Annotated in this window: 25 protein-coding genes and 1 tRNA gene; 15 read left to right on the plus strand and 11 right to left on the minus strand. The window is 64.8% G+C overall.

Annotation, left to right across the window (positions count from 1 at the left end):
- Positions 1-105: 105 nt before the first annotated feature.
- Positions 106-744 (minus strand): (d)CMP kinase, encoded by a 639-nt coding sequence (cmk, locus tag XH90_RS00465; RefSeq protein WP_194478695.1) that lies wholly within the window; start codon positions 742-744, stop codon positions 106-108.
- Complete coding sequence (gene aroA, locus XH90_RS00470; RefSeq protein ID WP_371748292.1) at positions 741-2,126, minus strand: 3-phosphoshikimate 1-carboxyvinyltransferase; 1,386 nt, start codon at positions 2,124-2,126, stop codon at positions 741-743. Before aroA ends, cmk begins: the two co-directional genes overlap by 4 nt.
- A 112-nt stretch (positions 2,127-2,238) precedes the next feature.
- Between aroA and XH90_RS00475 the strand changes: the two genes are divergently transcribed.
- The 3 genes from XH90_RS00475 (at position 2,239) to XH90_RS00485 (ending at position 3,198) form a co-directional block, all read left to right on the plus strand.
- Positions 2,239-2,649: a TIGR02300 family protein gene (locus XH90_RS00475; RefSeq protein ID WP_194478697.1), complete on the plus strand. Its 411-nt coding sequence runs from the start codon at positions 2,239-2,241 to the stop codon at positions 2,647-2,649.
- A 92-nt stretch (positions 2,650-2,741) separates the two neighbouring features.
- Positions 2,742-2,817 (plus strand) — tRNA-Ala (locus XH90_RS00480).
- A gap of 153 nt (positions 2,818-2,970) precedes the next feature.
- Positions 2,971-3,198, plus strand: coding sequence for a GIY-YIG nuclease family protein (locus XH90_RS00485; protein WP_246755915.1), 228 nt, complete (start codon positions 2,971-2,973; stop codon positions 3,196-3,198).
- Between the two features lie 9 nt (positions 3,199-3,207).
- Here the strand turns inward: XH90_RS00485 and XH90_RS00490 are convergent, their stop codons facing one another.
- A complete protein-coding gene (locus XH90_RS00490) occupies positions 3,208-3,666 on the minus strand; it encodes a MarR family winged helix-turn-helix transcriptional regulator (protein ID WP_194478698.1) in 459 nt (152 codons plus the stop codon).
- Between the two features lie 156 nt (positions 3,667-3,822).
- Here XH90_RS00490 and XH90_RS00495 point away from each other — a divergent pair, with 156 nt between their 5' ends.
- The 11 genes from XH90_RS00495 to XH90_RS00545 all read left to right on the plus strand — a co-directional run bounded on the left by XH90_RS00495 (position 3,823) and on the right by XH90_RS00545 (position 15,532).
- Positions 3,823-4,248 (plus strand): organic hydroperoxide resistance protein, encoded by a 426-nt coding sequence (locus XH90_RS00495; RefSeq protein WP_194478699.1) that lies wholly within the window; start codon positions 3,823-3,825, stop codon positions 4,246-4,248.
- Positions 4,249-4,421: 173 nt separating this feature from the next.
- Complete coding sequence (locus tag XH90_RS00500; protein WP_194478700.1) at positions 4,422-5,624, plus strand: CaiB/BaiF CoA-transferase family protein; 1,203 nt, start codon at positions 4,422-4,424, stop codon at positions 5,622-5,624.
- 234 nt (positions 5,625-5,858) lie between these two features.
- Complete coding sequence (gene ugpB / locus XH90_RS00505; protein ID WP_194478701.1) at positions 5,859-7,175, plus strand: sn-glycerol-3-phosphate ABC transporter substrate-binding protein UgpB; 1,317 nt, start codon at positions 5,859-5,861, stop codon at positions 7,173-7,175.
- A 66-nt stretch (positions 7,176-7,241) separates the two neighbouring features.
- Entirely contained in the window at positions 7,242-8,123 is an 882-nt protein-coding gene (gene ugpA, locus XH90_RS00510; protein WP_194478702.1) for a sn-glycerol-3-phosphate ABC transporter permease UgpA, read from the plus strand.
- Positions 8,124-8,125: 2 nt separating this feature from the next.
- Complete coding sequence (gene ugpE / locus XH90_RS00515) at positions 8,126-8,974, plus strand: sn-glycerol-3-phosphate ABC transporter permease UgpE (protein ID WP_194478703.1); 849 nt, start codon at positions 8,126-8,128, stop codon at positions 8,972-8,974.
- A gap of 4 nt (positions 8,975-8,978) precedes the next feature.
- Positions 8,979-10,061 carry a sn-glycerol-3-phosphate import ATP-binding protein UgpC gene (locus XH90_RS00520; RefSeq protein ID WP_194478704.1) on the plus strand — a complete coding sequence of 361 codons (1,083 nt, stop codon included), beginning with the start codon at positions 8,979-8,981 and terminating at the stop codon, positions 10,059-10,061.
- Between the two features lie 248 nt (positions 10,062-10,309).
- Positions 10,310-10,735 (plus strand): Hsp20 family protein, encoded by a 426-nt coding sequence (locus XH90_RS00525; RefSeq protein WP_008141238.1) that lies wholly within the window; start codon positions 10,310-10,312, stop codon positions 10,733-10,735.
- Between the two features lie 51 nt (positions 10,736-10,786).
- Positions 10,787-11,059: a DUF1150 domain-containing protein gene (locus XH90_RS00530; protein ID WP_194465218.1), complete on the plus strand. Its 273-nt coding sequence runs from the start codon at positions 10,787-10,789 to the stop codon at positions 11,057-11,059.
- Between the two features lie 221 nt (positions 11,060-11,280).
- Positions 11,281-11,922, plus strand: a complete 642-nt coding sequence (locus XH90_RS00535) for a TetR/AcrR family transcriptional regulator (RefSeq protein WP_194478705.1) — start codon at positions 11,281-11,283, stop codon at positions 11,920-11,922.
- Positions 11,919-14,606, plus strand: coding sequence for a molybdopterin-dependent oxidoreductase (locus XH90_RS00540; RefSeq protein ID WP_194478706.1), 2,688 nt, complete (start codon positions 11,919-11,921; stop codon positions 14,604-14,606). Before XH90_RS00535 ends, XH90_RS00540 begins: the two co-directional genes overlap by 4 nt.
- On the plus strand, positions 14,603-15,532 hold the full coding sequence (locus XH90_RS00545) for a xanthine dehydrogenase family protein subunit M (RefSeq protein ID WP_194478707.1): 930 nt from the start codon (positions 14,603-14,605) through the stop codon (positions 15,530-15,532). The genes XH90_RS00540 and XH90_RS00545 overlap by 4 nt, the downstream gene beginning before the upstream one ends.
- A gap of 35 nt (positions 15,533-15,567) precedes the next feature.
- Here XH90_RS00545 and XH90_RS00550 read toward each other — a convergent pair whose 3' ends face one another.
- From XH90_RS00550 to XH90_RS00560, 3 genes are all read right to left on the minus strand, one after another.
- Positions 15,568-17,106, minus strand: a complete 1,539-nt coding sequence (locus tag XH90_RS00550) for a long-chain fatty acid--CoA ligase (RefSeq protein WP_194478708.1) — start codon at positions 17,104-17,106, stop codon at positions 15,568-15,570.
- A 195-nt stretch (positions 17,107-17,301) separates the two neighbouring features.
- A complete protein-coding gene (locus tag XH90_RS00555; RefSeq protein ID WP_194478709.1) occupies positions 17,302-18,432 on the minus strand; it encodes a DUF5938 domain-containing protein in 1,131 nt (376 codons plus the stop codon).
- Positions 18,433-18,469: 37 nt separating this feature from the next.
- Positions 18,470-19,273, minus strand: a complete 804-nt coding sequence (locus XH90_RS00560; protein WP_194478710.1) for an SDR family NAD(P)-dependent oxidoreductase — start codon at positions 19,271-19,273, stop codon at positions 18,470-18,472.
- A gap of 276 nt (positions 19,274-19,549) precedes the next feature.
- Between XH90_RS00560 and XH90_RS00565 the strand changes: the two genes are divergently transcribed.
- A complete protein-coding gene (locus XH90_RS00565) occupies positions 19,550-20,227 on the plus strand; it encodes a TetR/AcrR family transcriptional regulator (RefSeq protein ID WP_246755666.1) in 678 nt (225 codons plus the stop codon).
- 73 nt (positions 20,228-20,300) lie between these two features.
- Here XH90_RS00565 and ptsN read toward each other — a convergent pair whose 3' ends face one another.
- From ptsN to XH90_RS00590, 5 genes are all read right to left on the minus strand, one after another.
- A complete protein-coding gene (ptsN, locus tag XH90_RS00570) occupies positions 20,301-20,762 on the minus strand; it encodes a PTS IIA-like nitrogen regulatory protein PtsN (RefSeq protein ID WP_063681444.1) in 462 nt (153 codons plus the stop codon).
- Between the two features lie 223 nt (positions 20,763-20,985).
- Entirely contained in the window at positions 20,986-21,585 is a 600-nt protein-coding gene (gene hpf, locus XH90_RS00575; RefSeq protein ID WP_194478711.1) for a ribosome hibernation-promoting factor, HPF/YfiA family, read from the minus strand.
- Between the two features lie 83 nt (positions 21,586-21,668).
- Positions 21,669-23,309 carry an RNA polymerase factor sigma-54 gene (rpoN, locus tag XH90_RS00580; RefSeq protein ID WP_194478712.1) on the minus strand — a complete coding sequence of 547 codons (1,641 nt, stop codon included), beginning with the start codon at positions 23,307-23,309 and terminating at the stop codon, positions 21,669-21,671.
- Between the two features lie 90 nt (positions 23,310-23,399).
- The gene (gene lptB / locus XH90_RS00585) at positions 23,400-24,413 is read right to left on the minus strand and encodes an LPS export ABC transporter ATP-binding protein (RefSeq protein ID WP_194482546.1); all 1,014 of its coding nucleotides are present in this window, start codon (positions 24,411-24,413) and stop codon (positions 23,400-23,402) included.
- 223 nt (positions 24,414-24,636) lie between these two features.
- Entirely contained in the window at positions 24,637-25,356 is a 720-nt protein-coding gene (locus XH90_RS00590; RefSeq protein WP_194478713.1) for an LptA/OstA family protein, read from the minus strand.
- Positions 25,357-25,361 lie beyond the last annotated feature (5 nt).

Consider the following 25,361-nt stretch of genomic DNA (forward strand, 5'->3'; position numbering starts at 1 on the left):
GAAATCCTTATGTCCGGAACCTGGATCGCGTCGGCCCCAAACAGGGACCGAGTGTATCGACCTCAAAGAGCGGGAGCGGGCGCTTCCTCCAATGACATCCGCGGCTTAACCCCGCGAACGGCCCGCTCGGACGGCCTCGATAATGTCGATGGCGGCCCGGACGCCGCCTTCTATATCCAGTTGGGAGTTATCTAGCAAGTAAGCATCCGCGGCCGGCTTCAGAGGTGCAATCGGCCGGTTCTTGTCGCGCTCGTCGCGCCGGATGATGTCGGCGAGCACCGCCGCCTCGTCCGCCTCCTCGCCGCGCGCCTTGGCCTCCATGGTGCGGCGGCGGGCACGGACCTTGGGGTCGGCCACGACGAAGATCTTCACGTCGGCATGGGGACAGATCACGGTTCCAATGTCCCGGCCATCGAGCACCGCGCCGGGCGGATCGGCGGCGAATTGCCGCTGGAAATTGACCAGGACCTCGCGAACCCTGGGAATCGCCGACACGATGGAGGCGCCCTCGCCGGCCTCCTGGGTCTTCAGGGCGGGATTGCCGAACTTTTCAGGATCGAGTTCCAGGGCGGCCTGCACCGCCGCGGCCTCGTCCCGGAGATCATGGCCGGACTGCATCAGCGCGTACGCGACCGCGCGATAGATCACACCGGTATCGAGATGACGGTAACCGTAGTGATGGGCGAGGCGCTTGCCGAGCGTGCCCTTGCCCGAGGCCGCGGGTCCGTCGATGGCGATGATCATGAAAACTCGGCCCCCAACGATCGCATCATCGGAATGAAATCAGGGAAACTGGTGGCGATGAAGGCGGTGTCGTCGACCGTCACCGGCTGATCGGAAGCGCAGCCCATCACCAGCGCGGACATCGCGATGCGATGGTCCATATGCGTGGAGACCGTGCCGCCGCCCGGCACGTGGCCGCGACCCTCGACGATCAGATCGTCGCCCGACACCATCACCTTCACCCCGTTGACGCGGAGCATGTCGGCGGTGGCCTCGAGCCGATCGGACTCCTTGACGCGCAGCTCCTGCAGGCCGCGCATGATGGTGGTCCCTTCGGCGAACGACGCCGCCACCGCCAGCACCAGATATTCGTCGATCATCGAGGGCGCGCGCTCCGGCGGCACCTCGACGCCGCGCAGCTTTGAGGCGCCCACGCGCAAGCGCGCCATCGGCTCGCCGGCGTCACCGCGGACTTCGCTTTCCTCGATGGACGCGCCCATTTCACGCAGCGTCGTGAACAGACCGGTGCGCAACGGATTGGTCATCACATCGGACAGAACGATGTCGGAGCCTTCGACGATCAGCGCCGCGACGATAGGAAAGGCCGCCGACGAGGGATCGGCTGGCACGATGACGGTGGCGCCATGCAGCTCGGGCTGGCCGACCAGCGTGATGCGGCGGCCGTGCCCCCCCTCGGCGACAGAGGTGATGTCCGCGCCAAAATGCTTCAGCATCAGCTCGGTGTGGTCGCGGCTGGCCTCGCTCTCGATCACGGTCGTGGTGCCCGGCGCGGCGAGGCCCGCCAGCAGCACCGCCGACTTGATCTGGGCCGAGGCGACCGGCGTCTTGTAGGTGATCGGCAGCGGATCGCGCGCGCCCTGGAGGGTCAGCGGCAAACGGCCGCCTTCGCCTCCGGACACGACCTTGGCGCCCATCTTTTCGAGCGGATCGAGGATCCGGCGCATCGGGCGGCTGCGCAGCGAGGCATCGCCGTCGAACACCGCGGAGATCGGGCAGCCGGCGACGGCGCCCATGACAAGCCGGCAGCCGGTGCCGGAGTTGCCGAAATCCAGCGCCGCCTTGGGCTGGGCGAAGCCGCCGACGCCCACGCCCTGGACCGTCCAGGCGAAATCGCCGGTACGCTCGACCTTGGCGCCGAGCGCCTGCATCGATTTGGCGGTGTTGAGGACGTCCTCGCCCTCCAGGAGGCCGGTAATGCGGGTCTCGCCGACCGCGAGCGCGCCGAGGATCAGGGCGCGGTGGGAGATCGATTTGTCCCCAGGCACCCGTACTTTTCCGGTCAGGGGACCGCTCGAGCGCGACTTCAGCGGCGTCGGCTTGTCGGAATGGGTCAAGATTGTGTCCTTGGATGGGCCCTGTGAGGCTGCGGGCAGGTACCACATGGTCTCCCCGCCGTCACGAGCATGTCTTTCTCTCGTAATGCGCTATTGACAGCGGGCCGCCAACTAGCCAAGTGAAGCACCGCTTTTCAGACATTCCCAGGATTCCTCTGCCGTGGCCAAGTCCGAACTCGGAACCAAACGTATTTGCCCGACCACGGGCAAGAAGTTCTACGACCTCAACAAGAATCCAGTGATCTCGCCCTATACCGGCGAGGTCGTGCCGATCGCGCCGATCGCGCCCGCCCGCGCGACCCGTGGCAGCGCGGAATCCCGCAACGTGCCCCAGGATACGGCGCCGGAGCCGGCCGAGAACGAAGAGTTGGTCTCGCTCGAGGAGGCCGATGCCGAGGAGAACACCGGCAAGGTCAAGGCCGTCGTCCCCGAATCCGAAGACGATATCGAGGTCGACGAGACCCTCGACGACGACGATGACGATGATTCGACCTTCATTGCCGACGAAGAAGAGGGCGATGAGGACGTGACCGACATCATTGGTGATGTCGGAGGCGATGAAGAGACTTGAGATCAGTCCTGATCTGTGAAAAAGGGTGCACCGCGCGAGTCACCAGGCTCGCCGGTCGGGAGTGATCCGGAAGGGTCGTCCCAAAAGTTTAAGGGGCCATAGCTCAGCTGGGAGAGCGCTTGCATGGCATGCAAGAGGTCGGCGGTTCGATCCCGCCTGGCTCCACCACGCTTCGCCCTTCGGGCTACGCGTGGCGCAGCCACGACGGAGCCTGCAGGGCGAAGCGTGGTGTCCGGCGAAGCCCACAGGGCGAAGACGGACTGGTGATGAGATCCCATCGAACGACTACCCAGGCGATAGCCGTCAATGTGGTACGTCTAAATCCTCCGCAGCATCGAGTTTCCTGACCAAGAGTATGTTGGGGCCACTGAGAATTTGAAGCGACGGATTCCTGAGCACAATGCCGGCAAATCCAGCCACACCGCCAAGTTCAAACCGTGGAAGCTGATCTGGTACTGCGCCTTCCCAGACAAGCACAAGGCGCTCGCGTTCGAGGCCTATCTGAAGTCGCACTCGGGTCGCGCATTCACGAGGAAGCGGCTGTGTTAGGGCGCCCCCCTACTCCCCAATCACCGCATTCAGCCGATCCCTTAACGCGACGATCTCGTCCTTCATTGCGACGAGCTCCGACACCGAGCAATCCGATGCAGCGAGGATCGACTGCGGGACGCTGCGCGCCTTCTCCTTCAGCGCATGCCCTTGCGGGGTCAGCGCGATCAGCACCTGGCGCTCGTCCTCGCTGGAGCGCGTACGCTTGACCAGGTGCGCGGCCTCGAGCCGCTTCAGCAAGGGCGTCAGCGTGCCCGAGTCCAAAAACAGCCTCTCGCCGATCTCCTTCACCGGCACGTCGTCGCGCTCCCACAACACCAGCATCGCCAGATATTGCGGATAGGTCAGGCCGAGCCGGTCGAGCAGCGGCTTGTAAACGCGGTTGAAGGCGTGCGCGGCCGAATAGACGGCGAAGCAGATCTGGTTGTCGAGGCGTTGCGGATCGAGCGCCGATAGTTTCCGGGCCATGGAGAATCTCTCGGGATTTGCCTCATTGTGGGGCCAGGCGGCCGTACATTCAATTGCGAACAATTAAATGTGAGGCATGCAAATTTCAATTGCGCACAATCAAATTGCTTGCAATACAGATGCCACCCCAACCCGAAGCCCCCAAGGGAGACGAAAATGTCCGTGAACGTCCTCTACAAGACCAGTGCAAAAGCCACCGGCGGCCGCGATGGCCATGCCGCGACGCTCGACGGCGCGCTCGACGTCAAGCTCACCACGCCGAAGGAGCTCGGCGGTGGCGGCGGCGCCGGCAACAATCCCGAGCAGCTGTTTGCGGCCGGCTATGCCGCCTGCTTCATCGGCGCGATGAAGTTCGTGGCCTCGCAAGGCGGCCCGAAGGTTCCCGCCGACGCTTCCGTGACCTCGACCGTCGGCATCGGCCCGCGCTCGGCCGGCGGCTTCGGCCTCGACATCGATCTGGCCGTCTCGCTGCCGGGCCTGTCCCGCGCGGATGCCGAGGCGCTGGTCGAGAAGGCGCACCAGGTGTGCCCGTACTCCAACGCGACGCGCGGCAATGTCGACGTCCGCCTGACGGTCGTCTGATCCGACGGTGAATCGGCTGGCCCGAGATCCCCTCGGGCCAGCCTCTTCCGTTTGAATTCCCGCGCTGCGGCATTGCCGCGACGACGCATAAGCCCCCAACGCGACAAGCCATTGCTGGCATCCACGAACCTCGCTAGGCCTGTGATCAACATCGACACAGGGGAAGCGAAGGCATGACTGAAGCCGTCTTGGGCGCAATGAGCGGACTGCGCGTCGTCGACCTCACGCGCGTGCTCGGCGGTCCCTACTGCACCCAGATCCTCGCCGACCATGGCGCCGACGTGATCAAGGTCGAGCCGCCCGCGGGCGACGAGGTGCGCGACTGGGGCCCTCCCTTTCACGACGACGACGCCGCCTATTTCATCGGCATCAACCGCAACAAGCGCTCGATCGGCCTCGACCTCGCCTCCGAGGGCGGCCGCATCGTGCTGCTCAAGATGCTGGAGACGGCGGACGTCCTGATCGAGAATTTCAAGCCGGGCACGCTGGAGAAATGGGGCATCGGCAACGACGTGCTTGCCCAAAAATTTCCGCGCCTCGTGCATTGCCGGATTTGCGGCTTCGGGGCCGACGGGCCGCGCGGCGGCAATCCCGGCTATGACGCCATCATCCAGGCCATGACCGGCATGATCGCCGCGACCGGCTCGGTCGAGAGCGGGCCGATGCGGATCGGCGTGCCGCTGGTGGACATCACCACCGGTCTTTATGCGGCAATCGGCATCCTGATGGCGCTCTCCGAGCGGCAGCGCTCGGGCAAGGGCCAGTTCCTTGAGACGACGCTCTACGAGACCGGCCTTGCCATCATGCATCCGCACACCGCGAATTACTTCATGCATGGCAAGCCGCCGAGCCTGACCGGCAACGAGCATCCGAACCTCGTGCCCTATGCGATCTTCCCGACCAAGACCGACAACATCTTCATCGGCGTCGGCAACGACGGCACCTTCCGTAAGCTCGCCAAGGAGATCGGCAAACCCGAACTCGGCACCGATCCGCGCTTCGCCCGCAACAAGGACCGCATCGCCAATCGCGAAGCGCTGCGCGCCGAGCTTGCCGCGGTGTTCAGCCAGCACGAGGCCGAGCCGCTGTGCAATCGCCTGCTCGCGGCTGGCCTGCCCGCAGGTCCCGTGCAGAAAATCGATCAGGCATTGACCAATCCGCACACGATCGCCCGCGGCGATGTCATTGAGAAGGACTGGTACAAGGGCGTGGCCTCGCCGATCCGGCTCGATCGGAGCAAGCCGAGCCTGCGCCGCCTGCCGCCGAAGTTCAGCCAGCACGCCCAGGAGGTGCTCGGCGAGTTCGGCTACTCGAAGGCGGAAATCGACGCGATGGTCGAGACGGGCGTGGTCTGCGGACCCCAGCGCAAGCGCTAGTCTAGGGCCCGGCCTCCTCACCCAACCAAATGCCGCAGTGCGGCGCGGGCACGCATGTGCAGCGCGAACGGCGAAGGTTGCCCGGCACGCCTTCGCCTATTTGACGACTTCCCTTTTGGCCGCGCTTGCTGCTTTCGTTTCGGCCGCTTACACAGTCATGTGAACGTCATACGGCGCTGCTAGCGCAAGCGCTTCGTTTTTGACGGCCAATGGACGGCCAAGGGAGGTTACTTGATGGCTCTTCGACATTTTGGAGCGGCGACCGCGTTCGCCGTCACGGTTGGCATGACGGCTTCGCCGGCACTGGCCGCGACTGAGATCCAGTGGTGGCACGCGATGACAGGCCCGAACAACGACGTCGTGGTCAAGCTTGCCAACGATTTCAACGCGTCTCAGAGCGATTACAAGATCGTTCCGACCTTCAAGGGCAGCTATGCCGACACGCTGAACGCGGGCATCGCGGCGTTCCGCGCCGGCAACGCACCGGGCATCATGCAGGTGTTCGAGGTCGGCACCGCGACCATGATGGCCGCCAAGGGCGCCATCAAGCCGGTCTCCGACCTCATGAAGGAGCAAGGCGAGAAGTTCGACCCGCAGTCCTATCTGCCGGCCATCACGGGTTACTACTCGACCGCAAAGGGCGAGATGCTCTCGTTCCCGTTCAACTCGTCGAGCATGGTGATGTGGGCCAATCTCGACGCACTGAAGAAGGCCGGCATCGACGCGCCGCCGAAGACCTGGCCCGAGGTGTTCGCCGACGCCAAGAAGCTGCATGCGACGAGCCCGACTTGCGGCTTCTCCTCGAGCTGGATCACTTGGGGCCTGATCGAGCAGTTCTCGGCCTGGCACAACATTCCGATCGGCACCAAGGCCAACGGCCTCGACGGCTTCGACACCGTGCTGGAATTCAACAACCCGCTCGAGACCAAGCTGCTCGAAAACCTCGTCGAGCTCCAGAAAGACAAGAGCTACGACTATTCGGGCCGCACCAATACCGGCGAAGGCCGCTTCACTTCGGGCGAATGCCCGCTCTACATGACGTCGTCGGCCTTCTATCCGAACGTCAAGGCGAACGCGAAGTTCAACTATACGGCCGTTCCGATGCCGTATTTCCCGGACGCAAAGGATGCGCCCCAGAACTCCATCATCGGCGGCGCCTCGCTCTGGGTGATGGGCGGCAAGTCGAAGGAAGAGTACAAGGGCATCGCCAAGTTCTTCACCTTCCTGTCCGACACCGATCGTCAGGTCTATCTGCACGAGGTCTCCGGCTATCTGCCGATCACCAAGGCGGCCTACGACAAGACCAAGGCCTCGGGCTTCTACGAGAAGAACCCGATCCTGGAAGTGCCGTTGAAGGAGCTCACCAACAAGCCGCCGACCGAGAACTCGCGCGGCCTGCGTTTCGGCGGTATGGTGCAGATGCGCGACGTCTGGTCCGAGGAGATCGAGGCGGCGCTCGCCGGCAAGAAATCGGCCAAGGAAGCGCTCGACGCCGCGGTCTCGCGCGGCAACCAGATGCTGCGTCAGTTCGAGCGGACCGCGACCAAGTAAGATCGCATCAATCGTGGCTGCGGACGGTCCGCAGCCACGACTTTCACAGGGTGAGGCGGGGGCTTCATGGAGAACCGGGCGATATTCTCAGGCAGGCTGCTGGCCTGTCTCCTGGTGTTCCCGCAGCTTGCAATCTCCCTGATCTTCTTCTACTGGCCGGCCGCGCAGGCCCTCTGGCAATCCTTCCTGGTGCAGGATGCCTTCGGGCTCTCGACCGAGTTCGTCTGGTTCGAGAACTACGTCAACCTGCTGAAGACGCCCGAATACTATCACGCGGTCGGCACCACGTTCCTGTTCTCGCTGCTGGTCGTGTTCTTCTCGCTTGCGATCGGCCTCCTGCTCGCCGTGATGGCGAACCGCAACATTGCGGGCGTGCAGATCTATCGCACCTTTCTCATCATTCCCTACGCAGTCGCGCCTGCGGTCGCGAGCGTGCTGTTCATCTTCATGTTCCAGCCCGGGCTCGGCATGATCGCGCGCGCCCTGCAGCGTAACGGCATCGACTGGAATCCGGTGCTCAACGGCACGCATGCCATGATCCTCATCGTCATCGTCGCCGTCTGGAACCAGATCAGCTACAATTTCCTGTTCTTTCTCGCCGGCCTGCAGTCGATCCCCAAGAGCGTGATCGAGGCCGCCGCGATCGACGGCGCGCGGCCGATGCGGCGGTTCTGGACCATCGTGTTCCCGCTGCTGTCGCCGACGACGTTCTTCCTGATCGTCGTCAACATCACCTACGCCTTCTTCAACACGCTCGGCATCATCGATACCGCGACCGAAGGCGGCCCGAACGGCTCCACCTCGACGCTCGTCTACAAGGTTTTCCTGGACGGCAAGGCCGGCTCCGACCTCGGCGGCTCGGCCGCGCAATCCGTGATCCTGATGATCATCGTCATCGCGTTGACCGCGATCCAGTTCCGCTACGTCGAAAAGAAGGTCCATTACTGACAATGGTCGAGCATCGACGATTTGGAAATCTGTTGCCGCACCTGGTGCTGATCGCCGGCGTGATCGTGGTCGCGTTCCCGGTCTATCTCGCGATCATCGCCTCCACCCACGACAACACCGTCATCGCCAACGGCCAGATGCCGCTCTATCCGGGCAGCCACGGGCTGGAGACCTACTGGAACACCATCATGTCCGGCACCGGCAGGACCACGCGCGAGCCGGTCGGCAGCATGCTGGTGTCGAGCTTCATCATGGCGGTCGGCATCGCGGTCGGAAAGATCGCGATCTCGATCATCTCGGCCTATGCCATCGTGTTCTTCAACTTCCCGTTCCGGATGGCGACGTTCTGGACCATCTTCATCACGCTGATGCTGCCGGTCGAGGTTCGCATCTTCCCGACCTACAAGATCACCTCCGACCTGCACATGCTGGATTCCTATTCCGGCCTGATCCTGCCTCTGATCGCATCGGCGACCGCAACGCTGCTGTTCCGGCAGTTCTTCATGACGGTGCCGAAGGAGCTGGTCGAGGCCTCGAAGATGGACGGGGCCGGGCCGATCCGCTTCTTCTTCGATACGCTGCTGCCGCTCTCGGTGACCAACATCGCCGCGCTGTTCGTGATCCTCTTCATCTACGGCTGGAATCAATATCTCTGGCCGCTGCTGATCACGACGCGCGACGACATGCAGACCATCGTGATCGGCATCAAGAAGATCATCGATGTGAAGGACGCACTCACCGAATGGTCGGTCGCGATGGCCACCGCGGTGCTCGCGATGCTGCCGCCGGTGCTGGTCGTCGTGCTGCTGCAACGCCTGTTCGTCAAGGGCCTGATCGAAACGGAGAAATAGGCCCATGGCCAATGTGACACTGCGCGACGTCCGAAAGGCCTATCCCAACGGCTTCGAGGCCATCAAGGGCGTCGACGTCGACGTGGCCGACGGGCAGTTCTGCGTGCTGGTCGGCCCGTCGGGCTGCGGCAAGTCGACCCTGCTCCGGATGGTCGCGGGGCTCGAGACCATCACCTCCGGCGAGATCGACATCGGCGGCCGTGTCGTGAACCAGGTCGAGCCGGCCGACCGCGACATCGCGATGGTGTTCCAGAACTACGCGCTCTATCCGCATATGAGCGTGTTCAACAACATGGCTTACGGCCTGCGCAATCGCGGCATGAAGGAAGCCGAGATCAAGACCCGCGTCGAGGAGGCCGCGCGCATTCTCGAGCTCGGCACGATGCTCACCCGCAAGCCGGGACAACTCTCCGGCGGCCAGCGCCAGCGCGTCGCCATGGGCCGCGCCATCGTGCGCCAGCCGAAGGTGTTCCTGTTCGACGAGCCGCTCTCCAACCTCGACGCCAAGCTGCGCATCGCGATGCGGGTGGAGATCCGCAAATTGCAGCGCCGGCTCAACACGACGTCGATCTACGTCACCCACGACCAGCTCGAGGCAATGACGCTCGCCGACGTTCTGGTCGTGATGAATGGCGGCCAGGTCGAGCAGGTCGGCAATCCTCTCGCGATCTACGAGAAGCCCGCGACGACCTTCGTCGCCTCCTTCATCGGCGCACCGCCGATGAACCTGATGTCGACGCGCGCGGATGAGATCAGGTCGCAGCTCGGTGGCGCTGACGACGCCGGCATCCTCGGCATCCGTCCCGAAGATTTCGTCATCACCGACCAGACGCCAACAGGCGGCGTCGCACTCGCTCTTACCGTGGAAGCAATCGAGCGCGTCGGCGCAGAGACTTTCGTCTACGGCTCGCGCGCCCATGACGAGCAGCGCGTTGCTGCCACCCCGGGCGAGCTGCCGCCCGGCGAGGTCATCGTCCGCATCCCCGGAACCGAGGCGCCTGCCATCGGCCAGAGGATCCGTGTCGCCGCAGTCCGCGCCAAGCTGCATCTGTTCAGCGGTGACGGCCGCAAGCGGATCGAGGCCTGACCGGTTCTGAAAGACCGTGCCGACCCGAAACGAGAAAACAACCCCATGCACAGTAGACGGGGCACTGTTTTCATTGGGATAAATCGCACGGCAAATTCAGCATCGCTGCGCGACGCCGGAAGCAGTGAATCCACAGCCCCCGCTACGTGCTTGAACCCGCACGGGGATATGCCCATATTGCTGACCAAGGGGTGCCTTGATCGGGCCCCGAAACACCAAAGTCGCTTTCCGCGAGGACTTTGTAAACTATGTCTCGTGTTCCCACGCTTTCCAGTCCGTTCCTTCTGGGCTTCGACGAAATCGAGCGCGTGCTCGATCGCGTCGTCAAGGGCGCCGACGGCTATCCTCCCTACAATATCGAGAGGTGCGGCCAGGCGGACGGCCAGCCCGAGCGCCTGCGCATCACGCTGGCGGTCGCCGGCTTCACCCGCGACCAACTCGATGTAACCATTGAGGAAAACCAGCTCGTCATTCGCGGGCGTCAGCAGGACGACAAGACCCGGCAATACATCCATCGCGGCATCGCCGCGCGCCACTTCCAGCGCACTTTCGTGCTGGCGGAGGGGATGCTGGTGCTGGGTGCGGATCTGAAGAACGGGTTGTTGTCGATCGACCTGGCCCGGCCAGAACCGGAGAGGATCGTTAAGACAATCGCTATCAATGAGCACGAATAATGGAACGAGTAGCGGACTCGACCGCTTAGTTTCTGTGAAGGAGTCGAGACCATGAGTGAAGGTCACGTTGTATTCGAACACGAAGCCAGGAACGCCTCGCCCGAGACGCTGGCGAACCTCGGCGAAGGCCACATCGCCTATGTGAAGCAGATCCGCTCCGAGGATGTGCCCGGCCTGTTCCCCGAAGCCCCGAAGATCGCGCCCGGCCTCAAGCTGTTCGCGCTCCACGCCGCCGACGGCACGCCGATCATGCTGACCGACAGCCGCGAAGCCGCAGTCGCCAACGCCTGGAGCAACGAGCTGCAAGCGGTGAGCGTGCACTGAGCGCGACGCACGTCGCACGAAGAGAGATTCGAGCGGGCACGCCTTCATACGAAGGCGTGCCCGTTTTCATTTGAGAGGTGGTGTTTTCGCGTCGCTATCGCGGGCCAACGGGAATTCGGCGATGTCCCTGCCCGCATGCGGGGCGGCCTCGGCCCATGCGCGCACGGACCGTCGTCAATCCGTGATTTGACATTTCATCCATCTTTGTCAAATCTGACAAAATGCAGGCCAAGGCCCCTCCCCAGGACCGTATCCTCGACGCCGCCATGCGCGTGTTCCGGCGCCACGGCTTCCGCCGCTCCTCGATCGAGCAGGCGGCGGAGGAAGCCGGGCTGACGCGGCAAGCGCTCTATCATCACTTCGCCTCCAAGGAGGCGCTGTTTCGCGCCGTGCTCGAGCGGCTCTACGAGCAGGGGCTCGCTGCCGAAATCGCGGCAGCGAAGGCGGCGGAAGAAGCGGGCCTCGAGCTTGCCGACATCCTGGTCGCCGAGATCGGCGCGCGGATGCAGTCGCTGCTCGCTTCGCTCAAGGACTCGCCCCATACCGAGGAGCTGTTTTCCGAGCACCTCGCGCAGGCGCGCGACCTCTACCAGAGCTATTCCAATCGTTTCGCCGACGAGATCGCAACCACGATCGCGCGGGTGTGCCGCAAGCGAAAGCTCACGCTCCAAAGCGGCGTCAGCGTGCGCGAGCTTGCGCGCTGCGTCGAGATGGCGGTCCACGGCACCAAATCCGCTTTCCCTTCCATGCAGCCGGTCGACGCGTTCCTGAAACAGCTCGAGACCATGCTGCGCATGCTGATCGCCGGCGCGATGGCGCCCCTCGCGAAGAAGTCCCCACGCAAAACGGGAGTTCGAAAATGACCACCACGACCGTCAATGGAAGGCCTTTTGCGCTACCCGACGATCCGGATGCGCGCTTGATCGACGTCATCCGCGATGGCGGCCTCACCGGCACCAAGCTCGTCTGCGGCTCCGGCGTCTGCGGCGCCTGCACCGTGCTGCTCGACGGCACGCCCGTCGTGAGCTGCCTGCTGCCGGCGCAGGCGGCCGCCGGCAAATCGCTGACGACCATCGAGGGCATAGGAAGCACCGGATTGCATCCGGTGCAGAAGGCGTTCATGGCGCACGACGCCCTGCAATGCGGCTTCTGCACGCCCGGCTTTGTCGTCGAAGCCACCGCCTTCCATGACGGCTGGCGCGCGAGCAAGGGCGTGGCGACACCCTCGCGCGAGGAGATCGCCGCCGCGCTGTCGGGGCATCTCTGCCGCTGCGGCGCCTATGAAGGCATTTTTCGCGCTGTGGCGGAGGCTTGTTCAGGCCGCTTCGACGGCAACGATCCCATCGCGCCGCGGCTGGAAGCCCGCGACAAGGTGACGGGGCTGGCCCGCTACACCGTCGACATCCACCATGACGGCCAGCTCGAAGGCGTCATCCTGCGCGCGCACGTCGCGCATGCGAGGATCACCGGGCTTGATCTGGCGCCGGCGCGCGCCATTGCCGGTGTTGCCGCGGTGGTTCCGCTGCTCGACGATGACAACATGATCCGCTTCGTCGGCGCGCCGATTGCAGCCGTCGCGGCCAAGGATCGCCGCACGGCACTGAAGGCCATCGCCGCGATCACCTTCAGGCCCGAGCCTTTATCCGCGGTGATCGGGCTCGATGCAGCGCGACGCGACGATGCGCCCGTCGTGTTCGAAAAGAAGGACCGCAAGCGTGCCGGCAACGTGTCCGAGGGCGCCGGCGGCGCTCCGGTGTCGTGGAAGGGCAATGTGCGCGGGCCTTCGGCGCCGTTCTCGCAGAAAGCCAAGCAGGCCAGGAGCTGGCTTGACGAGGCGCGGGCGCAACGCAATCCGCTGCTGGTCGAGGAAACCTTCCGCGTCTCGACGCAACAGCACGCAAGCCTCGAACCACATGCCGCCGTGGCCAGGTTCGATGGCGATCAGCTCACCGTGCACATCTCGACCCAGGCCATTCACGAGAGCATGGAGAAGATCGCCAAGCGTTATGGCCTTCCGCACGACAAGGTGCGTGTGATCGCCGATCATGTCGGCGGCGGGTTCGGCTCCAAGGGCAGCGTCGGGCTGGAGACCATCGCCGCGATCGAGCTTGCGCGCGCCGCGAAGGCGCCGGTGCGTGTCGCCTTCGATCGGGAGGAGGAGCTTTCCGTCACCGGCTATCGTCCGGCCGCCGAGCTGAAGCTGTCCCTGCTGCCTTCGCCGGAGGGCCGCCTCAAGGCGCTGTCGCTCACCGCGCATGCCGACACCGGCGCCGCCGTGAATTCGCTGATCGCCGGCCTGGCGCGGCTGATCTATCCGGCCGAAGCAAAAGAGCTCGTCGACTTCGACGTGCTCAGCAATTTGCCGCCCGGCGCACCGTTCCGAGGACCCGGCGGTCCGCCGATGTCGTTTGCGCTGGAGCAGGCGGTCGACGAAGCGGCGCTGCGCATGAGGGTCGATCCGATTCAGCTGCGCAAGCTCTGGGACCCGGATCCCAACCGCCAGCGATTGTACGACTGGGCCGCCGGCCTCGACGTCTGGAAGAGCCGCAAGCCGGCCGCCTCGCAAGAAGGCCGCTACCGGCGCGGCGTCGGCGTCGCCACCGGCTACTGGCTCTATCTCTGGCAGACCGGCTCCTCGGTCGAACTCGCGGTCGAGGGCGGCCGCATCGTCGCAAGCTGCGCGGTACAGGATATCGGCACGGGCACGCGCAGCGTGATCGCGAACACCGTCGCGAAGGCGTTCGATCTCGAGCCGCAGGATGTGGAAGTTCGTATCGGCCGCTCCAACCTGCCGCCCGGACCGGGCTCCGGCGGCAGTCGCGTGACCGCTTCGGTGGTGCCGCCGACCTTGCTCGCCATCGACAAGCTGAAAGCGGAAATCAAGCGCACCGCGTCTCGCACACCTGCTCCGGGCTCGAACGCGCCGTGGCGCGAGATGATCGCGGCTTCTCCCAACATTGCCGTGTCGGCAAAACGCCAGGAGGACGGCAGGCCGCCGCCCGGCGTCAGGCCCGCGCTGCACGAGGCGGGCATCATGGGCCGGGTGTTCGGTTGGGTGCTGCGCCTGATGAACCACATGGTGGTCGGCGCCGGCGTGCCGAGCTCGGTGCAGGTGATGGAAGTCGAGGTCGATACCTGGCTCGGCCATGTACGCGTGCTCAATGCCTATACGGGCCTCGCGATCGGCAAGCTCGCCGCGCCGACGCTGGCGCGAAGCCAGGCCGCAGGCGCGGTGATCCAGGGCATCGGCTACGCACTCTATGAGACGCGGGAGATCGATCCTTCGAGCGGCCATATCCTGAGCGGCAGCATGGAGGATTACCGCATTCCGGGGATTGCCGACATGCCGAAACTGGACGTGCATTTCGACGAGGCCGGTTTCGAGCATGTGCCGGGCGGCAGCGTCGGCATCGGCGAAGTCGCCACCGTGCCTACCTCCCCGGCGATCGCCAACGCCATCCGCGATGCGATCGGCGTGAGGCTGACCGAAATTCCGTTCCGGCCAGATCGTCTGGTGGCCGCGCTGAAAGGGAGGGATGCAGCATGAGTGTCGGCGTCATGACCGCCAACCCGACTGTCGAGCCCACGCCTGAATTCCGCGCCGGAGGCACCGACTTCAGCGAACGCCGCCGCAGCGGCGTGTCGCAGGGAACGCTGATCGACATCTCGGCCACCGGCTACAAGGCGATCGCCTGGGACGCCGATGGAGCAGCCCGGATCGGCGCGCTCACCACCATCGCCACGATCGCGACGGACGCGCGCATCGCAGCTGCCTATCCCGGCATTGCGGCGAGTGCGCAAGGCCTCGCCACGCCGCAGGTGCGCCATGTTGCAACGCTCGGCGGCAATCTCGCGCAGCGTTCGCGCTGCTGGTATTTCCGCCGGGCCGACATCGATTGCCTGAAGAAAAGCGGCAGCACCTGCCCTGCCCGATCTGGCAATCACCTCTACGGCGTTGTCTTCGATCTCGGGCCTTGCGTCGCGCCGCATCCCTCGACCATGGCAGCGGCTCTGCTCGCCTATGATGCGACCATCACCACGGATCGGCGCGGATTGACGATCGCCGGCCTGCTCGGCGATGGCTCGGTCTCGCACGCCGATCATACACTGGAAGCAGGCGAGATGATCAGGAGCATTGACCTTCCTGCTCCGCTTGAAGGCGAGCGTGCTTGCTACAAGCGCGCGATCAGCCGGAGCTATGCGGAATGGCCGCTGGTGGAGCTCTGCGCCCGCGTCGTGATCGCCGACGGCAAGTTCCAGCTCGTGCGTCTCGCTGCCGGCGGCGTCGCGCCCGTGCCGCTTCGCCTCACCGCGGCGGAAGTCGTACTCAGTGGCAAGACTGCCAACACGGCATCGATCGCAGAAACGGCGAAAGCGGCGACCTCGGGCGCCAAGCCGTTGCCGATGACGGCCTACAAGCTCGATCTTCTGCAAGGGCTGGTGCGCGACGTGCTGGAGCAGCTTTTGGACTAGCTGGTCGCGCACGTGGCCCCCCGTCACGCTCTAGACTAACCGCCTGAGCGGCCCGCCAGCCGCGCACGGATGTCGGGCTTCAGCACCTTGCCGACCTTGGAGCGCGGCAGATCGTCCCAGACTTCGATCTGCTTCGGCGTCTTGAGGCTGCCGATCCGCTGCTTGACGAACGCCGCCAACGCCGTCGCATCGACGCGCTGGCCGGCGCGGGGCTGCACCACGGCGACGATCCGTTCACCCCATTTCTCGTCCGGAAGGCCGATCACGGCGCAATCCTGCACCGCCTCGTGCGCCCGCAGCGCGTTCTCGACCTCGATCGAATAGACGTTGAACCCGCCGGTGATGATCATGTCCTTGGCGCGATCGACGATATAGAGGTAGCCGTCGCCGTCGATGTAGCCGATGTCGCCGGTGTGGTGCCAGCCATGCGCGGAGGCCTCCGCCGTCGCCTCCGGATTCTTGTAATAGCCCTCCATCACCAGCGAGCCGCGGACCACGATCTCGCCGCGTGCGCCTGACGGCAGCAGATTGCCCTCGCCATCCATGATGCCGGCCTGCACCAGCGGGCTGATCCGCCCGGCCGAAGCGAGGCGCTCCATGGCGATGGTGCCGTCGGCATTGTAATGCTCGGAAGGCGCCATCATCGAGATCATCATCGGCGCTTCGGTCTGGCCGAACAACTGCGCCATCGGCCCGATGCGCCGGAGCGCCTCCGCAAGCCGCGTCGCCGAGATCGGCGCAGCGCCGTACCAGAAGCATTGCAGCGATTCGAGGTTGGCGGAGTCGAGCCTGGGATGATCGAGCAGCATGTAGATCACGGTCGGCGGCAGGAAAGTGTGCGTGACCTTGTAGCGTTCGATCAGGTTGAGGAACTCGCCGATATCGGGGTGATGCATGATCACGATGCGGCCGCCGAGCGCCATGATCGGGAAACACAAGACGCCGGCGGCATGCGTCAGCGGCGCCAGCGCGAGATAGACCGGGCGGCCCCTGAAGGGATAGCCCATCAGCGTCAGTGCGGTCATCGCCTCGATGTTGCGGCCCGACAGCATGACGCCCTTCGGCTTGCCGGTGGTGCCGCCGGTGCCGGGAATCATCGCGAGGTCGTCGACCGTCTCGCGTTGATAGAGGTCTTCGGAAAGGCCCGCGAGCCAGCCCTCGAACGAGGGCGCGAAGGGTAACTCGGCATCGAGGCAGACGAGGGCGCGCAGCTTCGGCAGCTCCGCACGCACCGCCTCGACCATCGGCGCGAAGCTTGAATGAAACAGCAGCAGGCTGCAGTCGAACTGGTCGAGAATGATGCGGTTTTCGGCCGCCTCGTTGCGCGGATTGACCGGGCACCAGACCGCGCCCGCGCGGGAAATGCCGAACACGCAGGCAAAGGCGACCGGATCGTTGCCGGAGAGGATCGCGATCTTCTCGCCGGGCTCGATCCCCGATCGCGCGAGCCCGCGCGCGATGCGGTAACTCAAACGCTGCACTTCGCGATAGCTGAGATCGCGCCCGTCCATGGTGAGGCACGGCGCATCGGCGCCGAGCGAGGCACCTTTGTCGAGGTAGTCAATGAAGCGCATGGTCGCCCCCGAAGCATCGTGATGTTGGCTGGACACGTTCCACGGCGAAGATCCACCTCTCCCTTGGGAGAGGTCGGCGCCCAGCGCCGGGTGAGGGTTTACGGTCTCTCGTTGAGCCGCGGCCCCTCACCCGATTTGCTGCGCAAATCGACCTCTCCCCGATGGGGAGAGGTAAAGAACGATCGCTCGCGTCTCCTAATCGTGCACAGTGAGAATCGGCTTGCTGACCAGACCGAAACTGCGCAGCTGGCCGAGCAGTTCGTGGTGACCGAACGCCTGGCAGCCTGAGGCGAAGCCGACGCGCCTGGGCGGCTGCTGGAGCAGGTGTGCCGCGGCATAGGCCTGGAGCAGGCCGGTCTGCTTGTAGTTGCTGTTGCCGTTGATGACGCAGTGCGCGCGCCCCAGCGGGCCGGAGGCGTGCACCGAATCCAGCGACTTGTTGACGCGCGGGTTCTCGCGCGGCGGCATCGTGTTCATGACGCCGGCGGCGGTCTGCGCCAATGCGGCGTAGCGGTCGTCGGGGTTCATGTCCTTGGTCGCATCAAGCGCGGCGGCGACGATCTGCGGCACGCCCAGCATCAGCGCGCGGTTGAACACGCCGCCAAGCACCTTCACATTGGCCACGCGCGGGTCGCGCTTGAACCACACCGGATGCGAGGTGCCGCCCCAGGGCAGCGCCAGCGCCAACTCGTGCTGGCCGGGGATGGCGAGGTTGTAGAGGCCGGCATCCACCTGATGCTCGACATATTTGTTCTGCTCCAGATAGTAGGCCTTGGCCATCGCGGCGTTGACCAGGATGGTCTGCGTCGATGCGATGGTCGGGCTGCCGCCCCAGAACACGGCGATATCGAGCGTATCGAGGCCTGGAGTCTCCAGGCATAGCTGCGCGGCGATCTCGCCGGTGGTGTACATCTGCGCGATGCCGGGCGCGAGCAGCAGGCCGGCATTGGCGAACTTGGTGCCCCACTCCTGCTCGAGCGTGATCAGCCAGTCCTGCTCGCCTGTCGTGTCGGTGTAGTGACATCGGGACGCCCAACACGCCTGCACCACCTCGCCGCCGAACTTGGCGAAGGGGCCCACGGTGTTGAGCACCACCGAGGCGCCGTTGAACAACTCCGCCAGTGCGCTCACGGTGTGCGGCACTTCCACCACCTGGTAGTCGGCGGTCTCGATGCCGGGCACGTTGGCCTTCATCGCGGCGTTGAGCTTCTCGGCGCTGCGCCCCGCGGCGATGAAGGGGATGTTGTATTCGCGCAGATATTCGCAGACCAGCCGGCCGGTGTAGCCGGACGCGCCGTAGACGATGACGGGCTTCTTCGCGCTCATTGCGTTCCTCCGAAATGTTCGTGGTTCGGTTCTTTGCTCACATGCCCATGCCGCCATCGACCGGCAGTCCGATGCCGGTGATGAAGCGTGCCTCGTTCGAGCACAGGAACACCGCGGCACTGGCGATGTCGCCGACCTCCGCGAGCTTGCCGAGTGGAGTCTGCTCCACCACCGAGCCGACCGCGGCGTTGACGTCGGGCGCAAGACCGATCTTCACGATGTCGTTGGCGAGCTGCAGGCCCATGTCGGTCGGGATCAGGCCGGGATAGATGCAGTTGACGCGCACGCCGAAACCAAGCTTGCCGGCTTCCATCGCGCCAACCCGCGTCATGCGGTCGACCGCGGATTTGGTGCCGGAATAGACCGCGATGCTCGGAAAGGCGATCGTCGCCGCGACGGAGGCGATGTTGACGACAGCGCCGCCCTTGCCGGCCGGTCCGCCCGGCCGCATCGCACGGAAGGCGTGCTTCATGCCGAGCACGGTGCCGACGATGTTGACGTCGCACATCCGCCGCGCGTCCTCGGCCCTGACCTCCGAGATCAGCGAGGTGATCTCGATGCCGGCATTGTTGATCAGGATGTCGTAGCCGCCGAGGGTGGCGATCGTCGCAGCGGCCGCTTTCTCCCACTGCGCATCGTCGGTGACGTCGAGATGCACGAAGCCGGTCTTCACGCCGAGCCTTGTGATCTGGCCGGCACTGTCCCTGCCGACGTCATCGAGGATGTCGCCGATCATGACCGCCGCACCGGACCGCGCCAGTGCCTCCGCGATTGCAGCTCCTATCCCGCGGGCTCCGCCGGTGACCAGGGCTTTGCGGCCATCAAGACTCTTCTCACTCATCGCACGTCCTCCCTTTGCTTGAACTGATCTTTGGACTGATCTGTTGGACTGATCTCTTCGCTGATGATCGGTGCGTGCTGCGATCGGCAGCACGGTGCCGGCGCGGTGCGCAACGGCATGCGAGTCCGTTCCGGCGGCGCGGCGCCGGTGGGTGCATTTCCTCCATTGGCTGACGTCTTGACGACTGTCCAAATTCTTGACGCGCACCCTCCTCCCGGAACTTGACAGTTGTCAAGGTAAAAATTTGACAGTTGTCAAAGAGGATGGTCTGTAGAGATGACGGATCGTGGTGACCAAGAGACCGGAGACAGCGCAACGATGGCGCGGCAGGCGACAGGAGCGGCGAAGCGAGAGGCCGTGGCGGAGATCGTGCGGGACGACAAGTTCAACGCGCGACGCATCGAGCTTGCGGAGGCCGCGTTGGAGACGCTCGGAGAGCTCGGCTTCGCCCGCACCAGCCTGCGCGAGATCGCGCAGAACTCGGCGTTCACGCACGGCGTGTTCCACTATTATTTCAGCGACAAGCTCGACCTGATCTGCTGCTGCGTGCGCCACTACAAGGCGAAGTGCGTGACGCGATATGACGAGGTCGTCGCGACGGCTACGAGCCGCGACGAATTGACGGAGGGTTTTCTCGCGAAGCTCGCGGCAACGCTGCAGAACGAAGCCCGCATGCACCGGCTCTGGTACGATTTGCGCTCGCAGGCGATGTTCGAGGCGGCGTTTCGCAAGGACGTGCTCGAGATCGACAAGAGCCTGGAAGCGATGATCTGGCGCATCGCCTGCCGCTATGCCGAGCTCGGCGACAGGCGGCCGGCGTCGTCGCCAGCCGCGCTCTATGCGCTGTTCGACGGTCTATTCCAGAGTGCGCTGCTCAAGCACCTCGCGGGTGACAAGACGGCTGTCCCCGAATTGCTCGACGAAGTCCGGCGTCTGCTGCCGACGGTCTGCTGACGCGCGGGAGCGGCGTCCACGAACGCGTGGCTGAAAACTTCAGTCCAGGAATGGCCGCGGTGAATGCGAGGCGTTACGCCGCGGTCGCCGGCGGCAGGGCCAGCACCGAGTAGATCGCCTGGGCGTCGCGCGAGGCGCGCAGCTTCTTGGCGATGTCCTGGTCGCGCAAGAGACGGGCGATGCGGGCGAGCGCCTTGAGGTGATCGGCGCCGGCGCCTTCGGGGGCAAGCAGCAGGAAGACGAGATCGACCGGCTGGCCGTCCATCGCCTCGAAATCGATCGGACGATCGAGCCGGGCGAACAGGCCGAAGATCTTCTCGAGCTTGGGCAGCTTGCCGTGGGGAATGGCGACACCGTAGCCGACCGCCGTGGTGCCGAGCTTCTCGCGCTGGAGCAGCACCTCGAACACGGCGCGCTCGTTCTGGCCGGTCAGCTCGGCGGCCTTGGCCGCGAGTTCCTGGAGCGCCTGCTTCTTGCTGTTGACCTTCAATGCCGGGAGAATCGCCTCGGGTGCGACCAGATCGGTAATCGGCATGGAAGTTTTCCGAGGTGAATTAAACCGTCAGGTTCCGAATTGGCCGGCTCGATCGGATCGAGCCCGGCCGGCGTCAAGAAGGTCAAGCAGAAGGGGGACTTAGCCCCGGTCTTGATGTGGGGCGCTTCTACTCCAACGCAATCCCGGTGCCAACTGCTGCGTGCGGCTTTGCCCCGGCATTGTTAAGACCTGTGGTTGATACGGGGATACCCCTTCCGCCGGCCTAACCGCCTGATTTGTCACCCGGCGGGTCGATCCAGCCGACATTGCCGTCCGCCCGGCGGTAGATGATGTTCACCCGGCCCGACGAGCCATGCTGGAATACCAGGCAGGGTGCCCCGCTGAGGTCGAGTTCCATGACGGCTTCGCTGACCGAGAGCTGCTTGAGCGACGTCGTCGCTTCCGCGATGATCACGGGGCTGTAGCCGGTCACCTCCTCCTCGTCGTCCCCCTCGCCGGGGGCCTCGAGCACGTAAGCCGTGGCGTCCAATGCGGCCAGCGCCGCGGAGGCGACATGGGCCTTGCGGGCCGAGCGATCCTTGAGCCGGCTCTTGTAGCGCTTGAGCCGCTTCTCGATCATGATCAGCGCCTGGTCGGCGCTGGCATAGGCATCCTGCGCGTTCGAATCGGCCTCCAGCGTGATGCCGGAATCCAGATGCAGCGCACAGTCGGTGCGGAAACCGAAGCCGTCCTTGCTGAGCGTGATGTGGCCGGAATAATTGCCGTCGAAATACTTACGCAGGACCTCTTCGGTCCGGTCGGTGACGCGGCCGCGGAGGGCCTCGCCGACGCTAACGCTCTTGCCCGAGATCCGAAGAGTCATGTGATGCCTCGCTTGGTTTGCTCGCCCAGCTTGGATCGGTCGCGATGGGGAAGTGAGAGTAGCGCGATTTCGCGCCAGCGCAATCAGGCCGGTTCGGTGTTGCGGGAGCGATCGGACATTGCGGTGGAAAGGACGTTACCAAGAGCGCTCTGCTTGTCACGACGGCGTTGCACCGAGGATGGAATGCGCATGGCTTCGCGGTACTTCGCGACCGTGCGACGGGCAATATCAATGCCCGAGGCGCGCAAGCGTTCCACGATGGTGTCATCCGACAGGATTGCGGACGGTTCTTCCGAATCGATCAGTTGCTTGATGTGGTGCCGCACGGCTTCGGCCGAGTGCGCCTCGCCGCCGTCGGCCGAGGCGATCGACGCCGTGAAGAAATATTTCAACTCGAACGTGCCGCGATTTGTCGCCATGTATTTGTTGGCGGTGACGCGCGACACCGTGGACTCGTGCATCTGGATGGCGTCGGCAACCGCCTTCAGGTTCAGCGGCCGCAGGTGCGCGACACCATGGGTGAAGAAGCCGTCCTGCTGGCGCACGATCTCGGTCGCAACTTTCAGGATGGTGCGGGCGCGCTGGTCGAGCGCGCGCACCAGCCACGTCGCGTTCTGCAGCGCGTCGGTGAAATAGGATTTGTCGCCGTCCTTGCCGATCTTCTTCGACAGCTCGGAATAGTAGGTCTGGTTCACCAGCACACGCGGCAAGGTGTCGCTGTTGAGCTCGACGTGCCAGCCGCCGTCGGGACCCGGGCGGACATAGACGTCGGGCACCATGGTCTGAAGCCGCGCCGAGCCGAACTTCATGCCGGGCTTGGGATTGAGCCGGCGGATCTCGCCGATCATGTCGGCGATGTCCTCGTCGTCGACGCCGCAGAGCTTGCGCAAGCTGGCGACGTCTCGCTTGGCGAGGAGATCGAGATGCTCGACAAGGGCCTGCATCGCGGGATCGTAACGGTCGAGCTCGCGGAGCTGGATCGCCAGGCACTCGCTCAAATTGCGCGCGCAGACGCCGGGCGGATCGAATTTTTGCAGCACGGCAAGGACGTCTTCGACATCCCGTTGCGTTGCGCCGAGACGCTCGGCCGCCTGGCCGAGATCGGGCGGCAGATAACCGGCTTCGTCGACGAGGTCGATCAGGTACTGCCCGATCATGCGCTGCGCCGCGCCGGTGAAGGCGACCGAAAGCTGCTCGGCCAGATGGTCGGAGAGCGTCATCTCCGCCGCGACGAAGGCTTCGAGATTGTAGTCCTCGTCACCGGAGGCGCCGCCGCCCCATTCCGTATAGGTGGTCGGTGCGGCGTCCTGGGCGTTGCGGGCGGCGGCCTCGGCCGGCTCCTCGGAGAAGACGTTGTCCAGGCCCGTGTCCAGGGTCTGCTCGATCTCGGCGCGGGTGCCGAGATCCTTGCTCATCCATTCTTCCTGGCCGGGTTCGAAGGCGTCACCGCTGCCGCCAAAGCCGTCATCGGCGCCATGACCGTCACCCTGGCTGCCTGAATCATCGCCATCGCCGTCGCTGAACTGGGCGGTCTCGGCTGGGGCGTCGCCGCCGGGAGCCTCGTCATTGGCCCGCTCCAGCAGGGGATTACGCTCGAGCTCCTCCTCCACGAAGGTCGTGAGATCGAGATTCGACAGCTGCAGCAGCTTGATCGCCTGCATCAGCTGCGGCGTCATGACCAGCGACTGCGATTGCCGGAACTCTAATCTCTGCGTCAGCGCCATCTAACAAGAACCGTTCCCGAAAATTGGTCCGATTCTTGCTTATCCTAGTCCTGGCGCGATGTACACGCCTTGACGCGGCGGAAAAAAGGGCTAGAGGCGGAATTCCTCGCCAAGGTAAAGGCGACGAACATCCGGATCCGCGACGATCTCGTCCGGGCTCCCCTCCGTCAGGATCTCACCGGCATAGACGATATAGGCGCGATCGGTGAGGCCGAGCGTCTCGCGCACATTGTGGTCGGTGATCAGGACGCCGATGCCGCGATTGGTGAGGTGGCGGACGAGGTCCTGAATGTCGCCCACCGCGATCGGATCGATGCCAGCGAAGGGCTCGTCGAGCAGCATGTAGTTCGGACGCGTCGCCAGCGCGCGCGCGATCTCGACGCGGCGACGCTCACCACCCGACAGCGCGATCGAAGGCGATTTTCTAAGGCGCGTGATGTTGAATTCGTCGAGCAGCGAGTCGAGCTGCTGCTCGCGCTTCTTGCGCGACGGCTCGACCACTTCGAGCACGGCGCGGATGTTCTGCTCGACGGTGAGGCCGCGGAAGATCGAGGCTTCCTGCGGCAGATAGCCGATGCCGAGCCGCGCGCGCTGATACATCGGGAGCTTCGTGACGTCGTGGCCGTCGAGCTCGATCGCGCCGCGATCGGCCTTGATCAGGCCTGTTATCATGTAGAACACGGTGGTCTTGCCGGCGCCGTTCGGGCCGAGCAGGCCGACCGCTTCGCCCCGGCGCACATAGATGCTGACGCCCCGCACGACCTGGCGGCTGCCGAAACTCTTTTCCACGCTATGCACAGCCAGGAAGCCCGGCCGCCGCAACAGCTGCGGTCCGCCCGTGCCGTTCGTCTTCGAACCGGACTTGGCGCCGGGTCTGGCTTGGGGCGGCTGGGGGGCTGCCGGCCGCGCCCGCGGCGGCGCCTCGACGCCATAGGGATCCGGGGCCTGCATGGGCTGGTCACGGGCAATCGGCGGCGCGTCCCTGACAGGGCTCGGCACCAGGCCGCCGACGCTGTCACCGAGTGCGGTGATGTCCTGACGGGCAAATCCTGGCCGGCCGCGTTTGGCGGGGCGCCGACGGAACATGCTGAATAGATCGACCATCCCCGCCTTCCAGCGTTTCGCGATCGTCACGCGATCTGCCGCGCCGGCCTTTCGATTCGCCGACGCAGCATGAGTTTAGGGATGTCTCATGCCCAGTGAAACACGCCCGAAAAGCGGCGGACCCCGCTTCGAAAGCCCTGCGCGCTAGATACAGCCTCGCCGCGCAAGCTTCAACCTCGGATCGGCTTAGTGAAAGCCAAACTATTGAAGTTACACTTGGAATTTACTTTTTCTTGGTCGAGCCCGGCAATTGCAAGGGTGAACCCGCGCCCGGGGCCACGGGCGTTCCGCATTTGCCGTCCCCGCCCCCCTGGGACTGGATGAACAGGCCCTGCACCTTGCCGCTGTCGGATTCCACCCGGGAGACGCCGGTGGTCATGTCGACCATCAGGCGGTCGCCACGCAGCACGTTCTGGCACTGGGTCAGGACCACCTGGCCCCCGGCTCCGCCGAGCATGGTGATGAGGTTGGTCTTGGTGTCGAACACGGCGGTCTCGCCTGTCACCACCTGGTCCTTCTGGGTGACGACGACATTGCCGCGCGCTTCCAGCCGCTTGATCGAGGAGGCGCCGCCCGGTCCCGGCGTCGCCGACTGCATCGGCGCCGCCGCCTTCGCGCCCTTGGCAGGAGCCGCCTGCGGCGCGGCCGGCTTGTCGCTCTTGGATTCGTAGAACACCACCAGCGTCTTCGAGGTCATGGTGGTGTCGCCCTGCACGACCTTCACATTGCCCGCGAAGGTCGCTTCCTTCTTCTTGTCGCGCATCTCGAGCGAAGCGGCCTCGATCTGGATCGGCTGATCGCGGTTCTGCGAGAAGCCCTGCATCGCGTTGGGCACGCCTTGCATCGCGGTCTGCGCCACGGCAGCACCACCTGTCACGATCAACGCGGCCGCCGCGACGATGGCGCGACGCTTGACGACGTTGCGGGAAAAAAGACCGATCATGAAAA

The sequence above is a fragment of the Bradyrhizobium sp. CCBAU 53338 genome (genome assembly GCF_015291665.1).
Classification (GTDB): Bacteria; Pseudomonadota; Alphaproteobacteria; order Rhizobiales; family Xanthobacteraceae; genus Bradyrhizobium.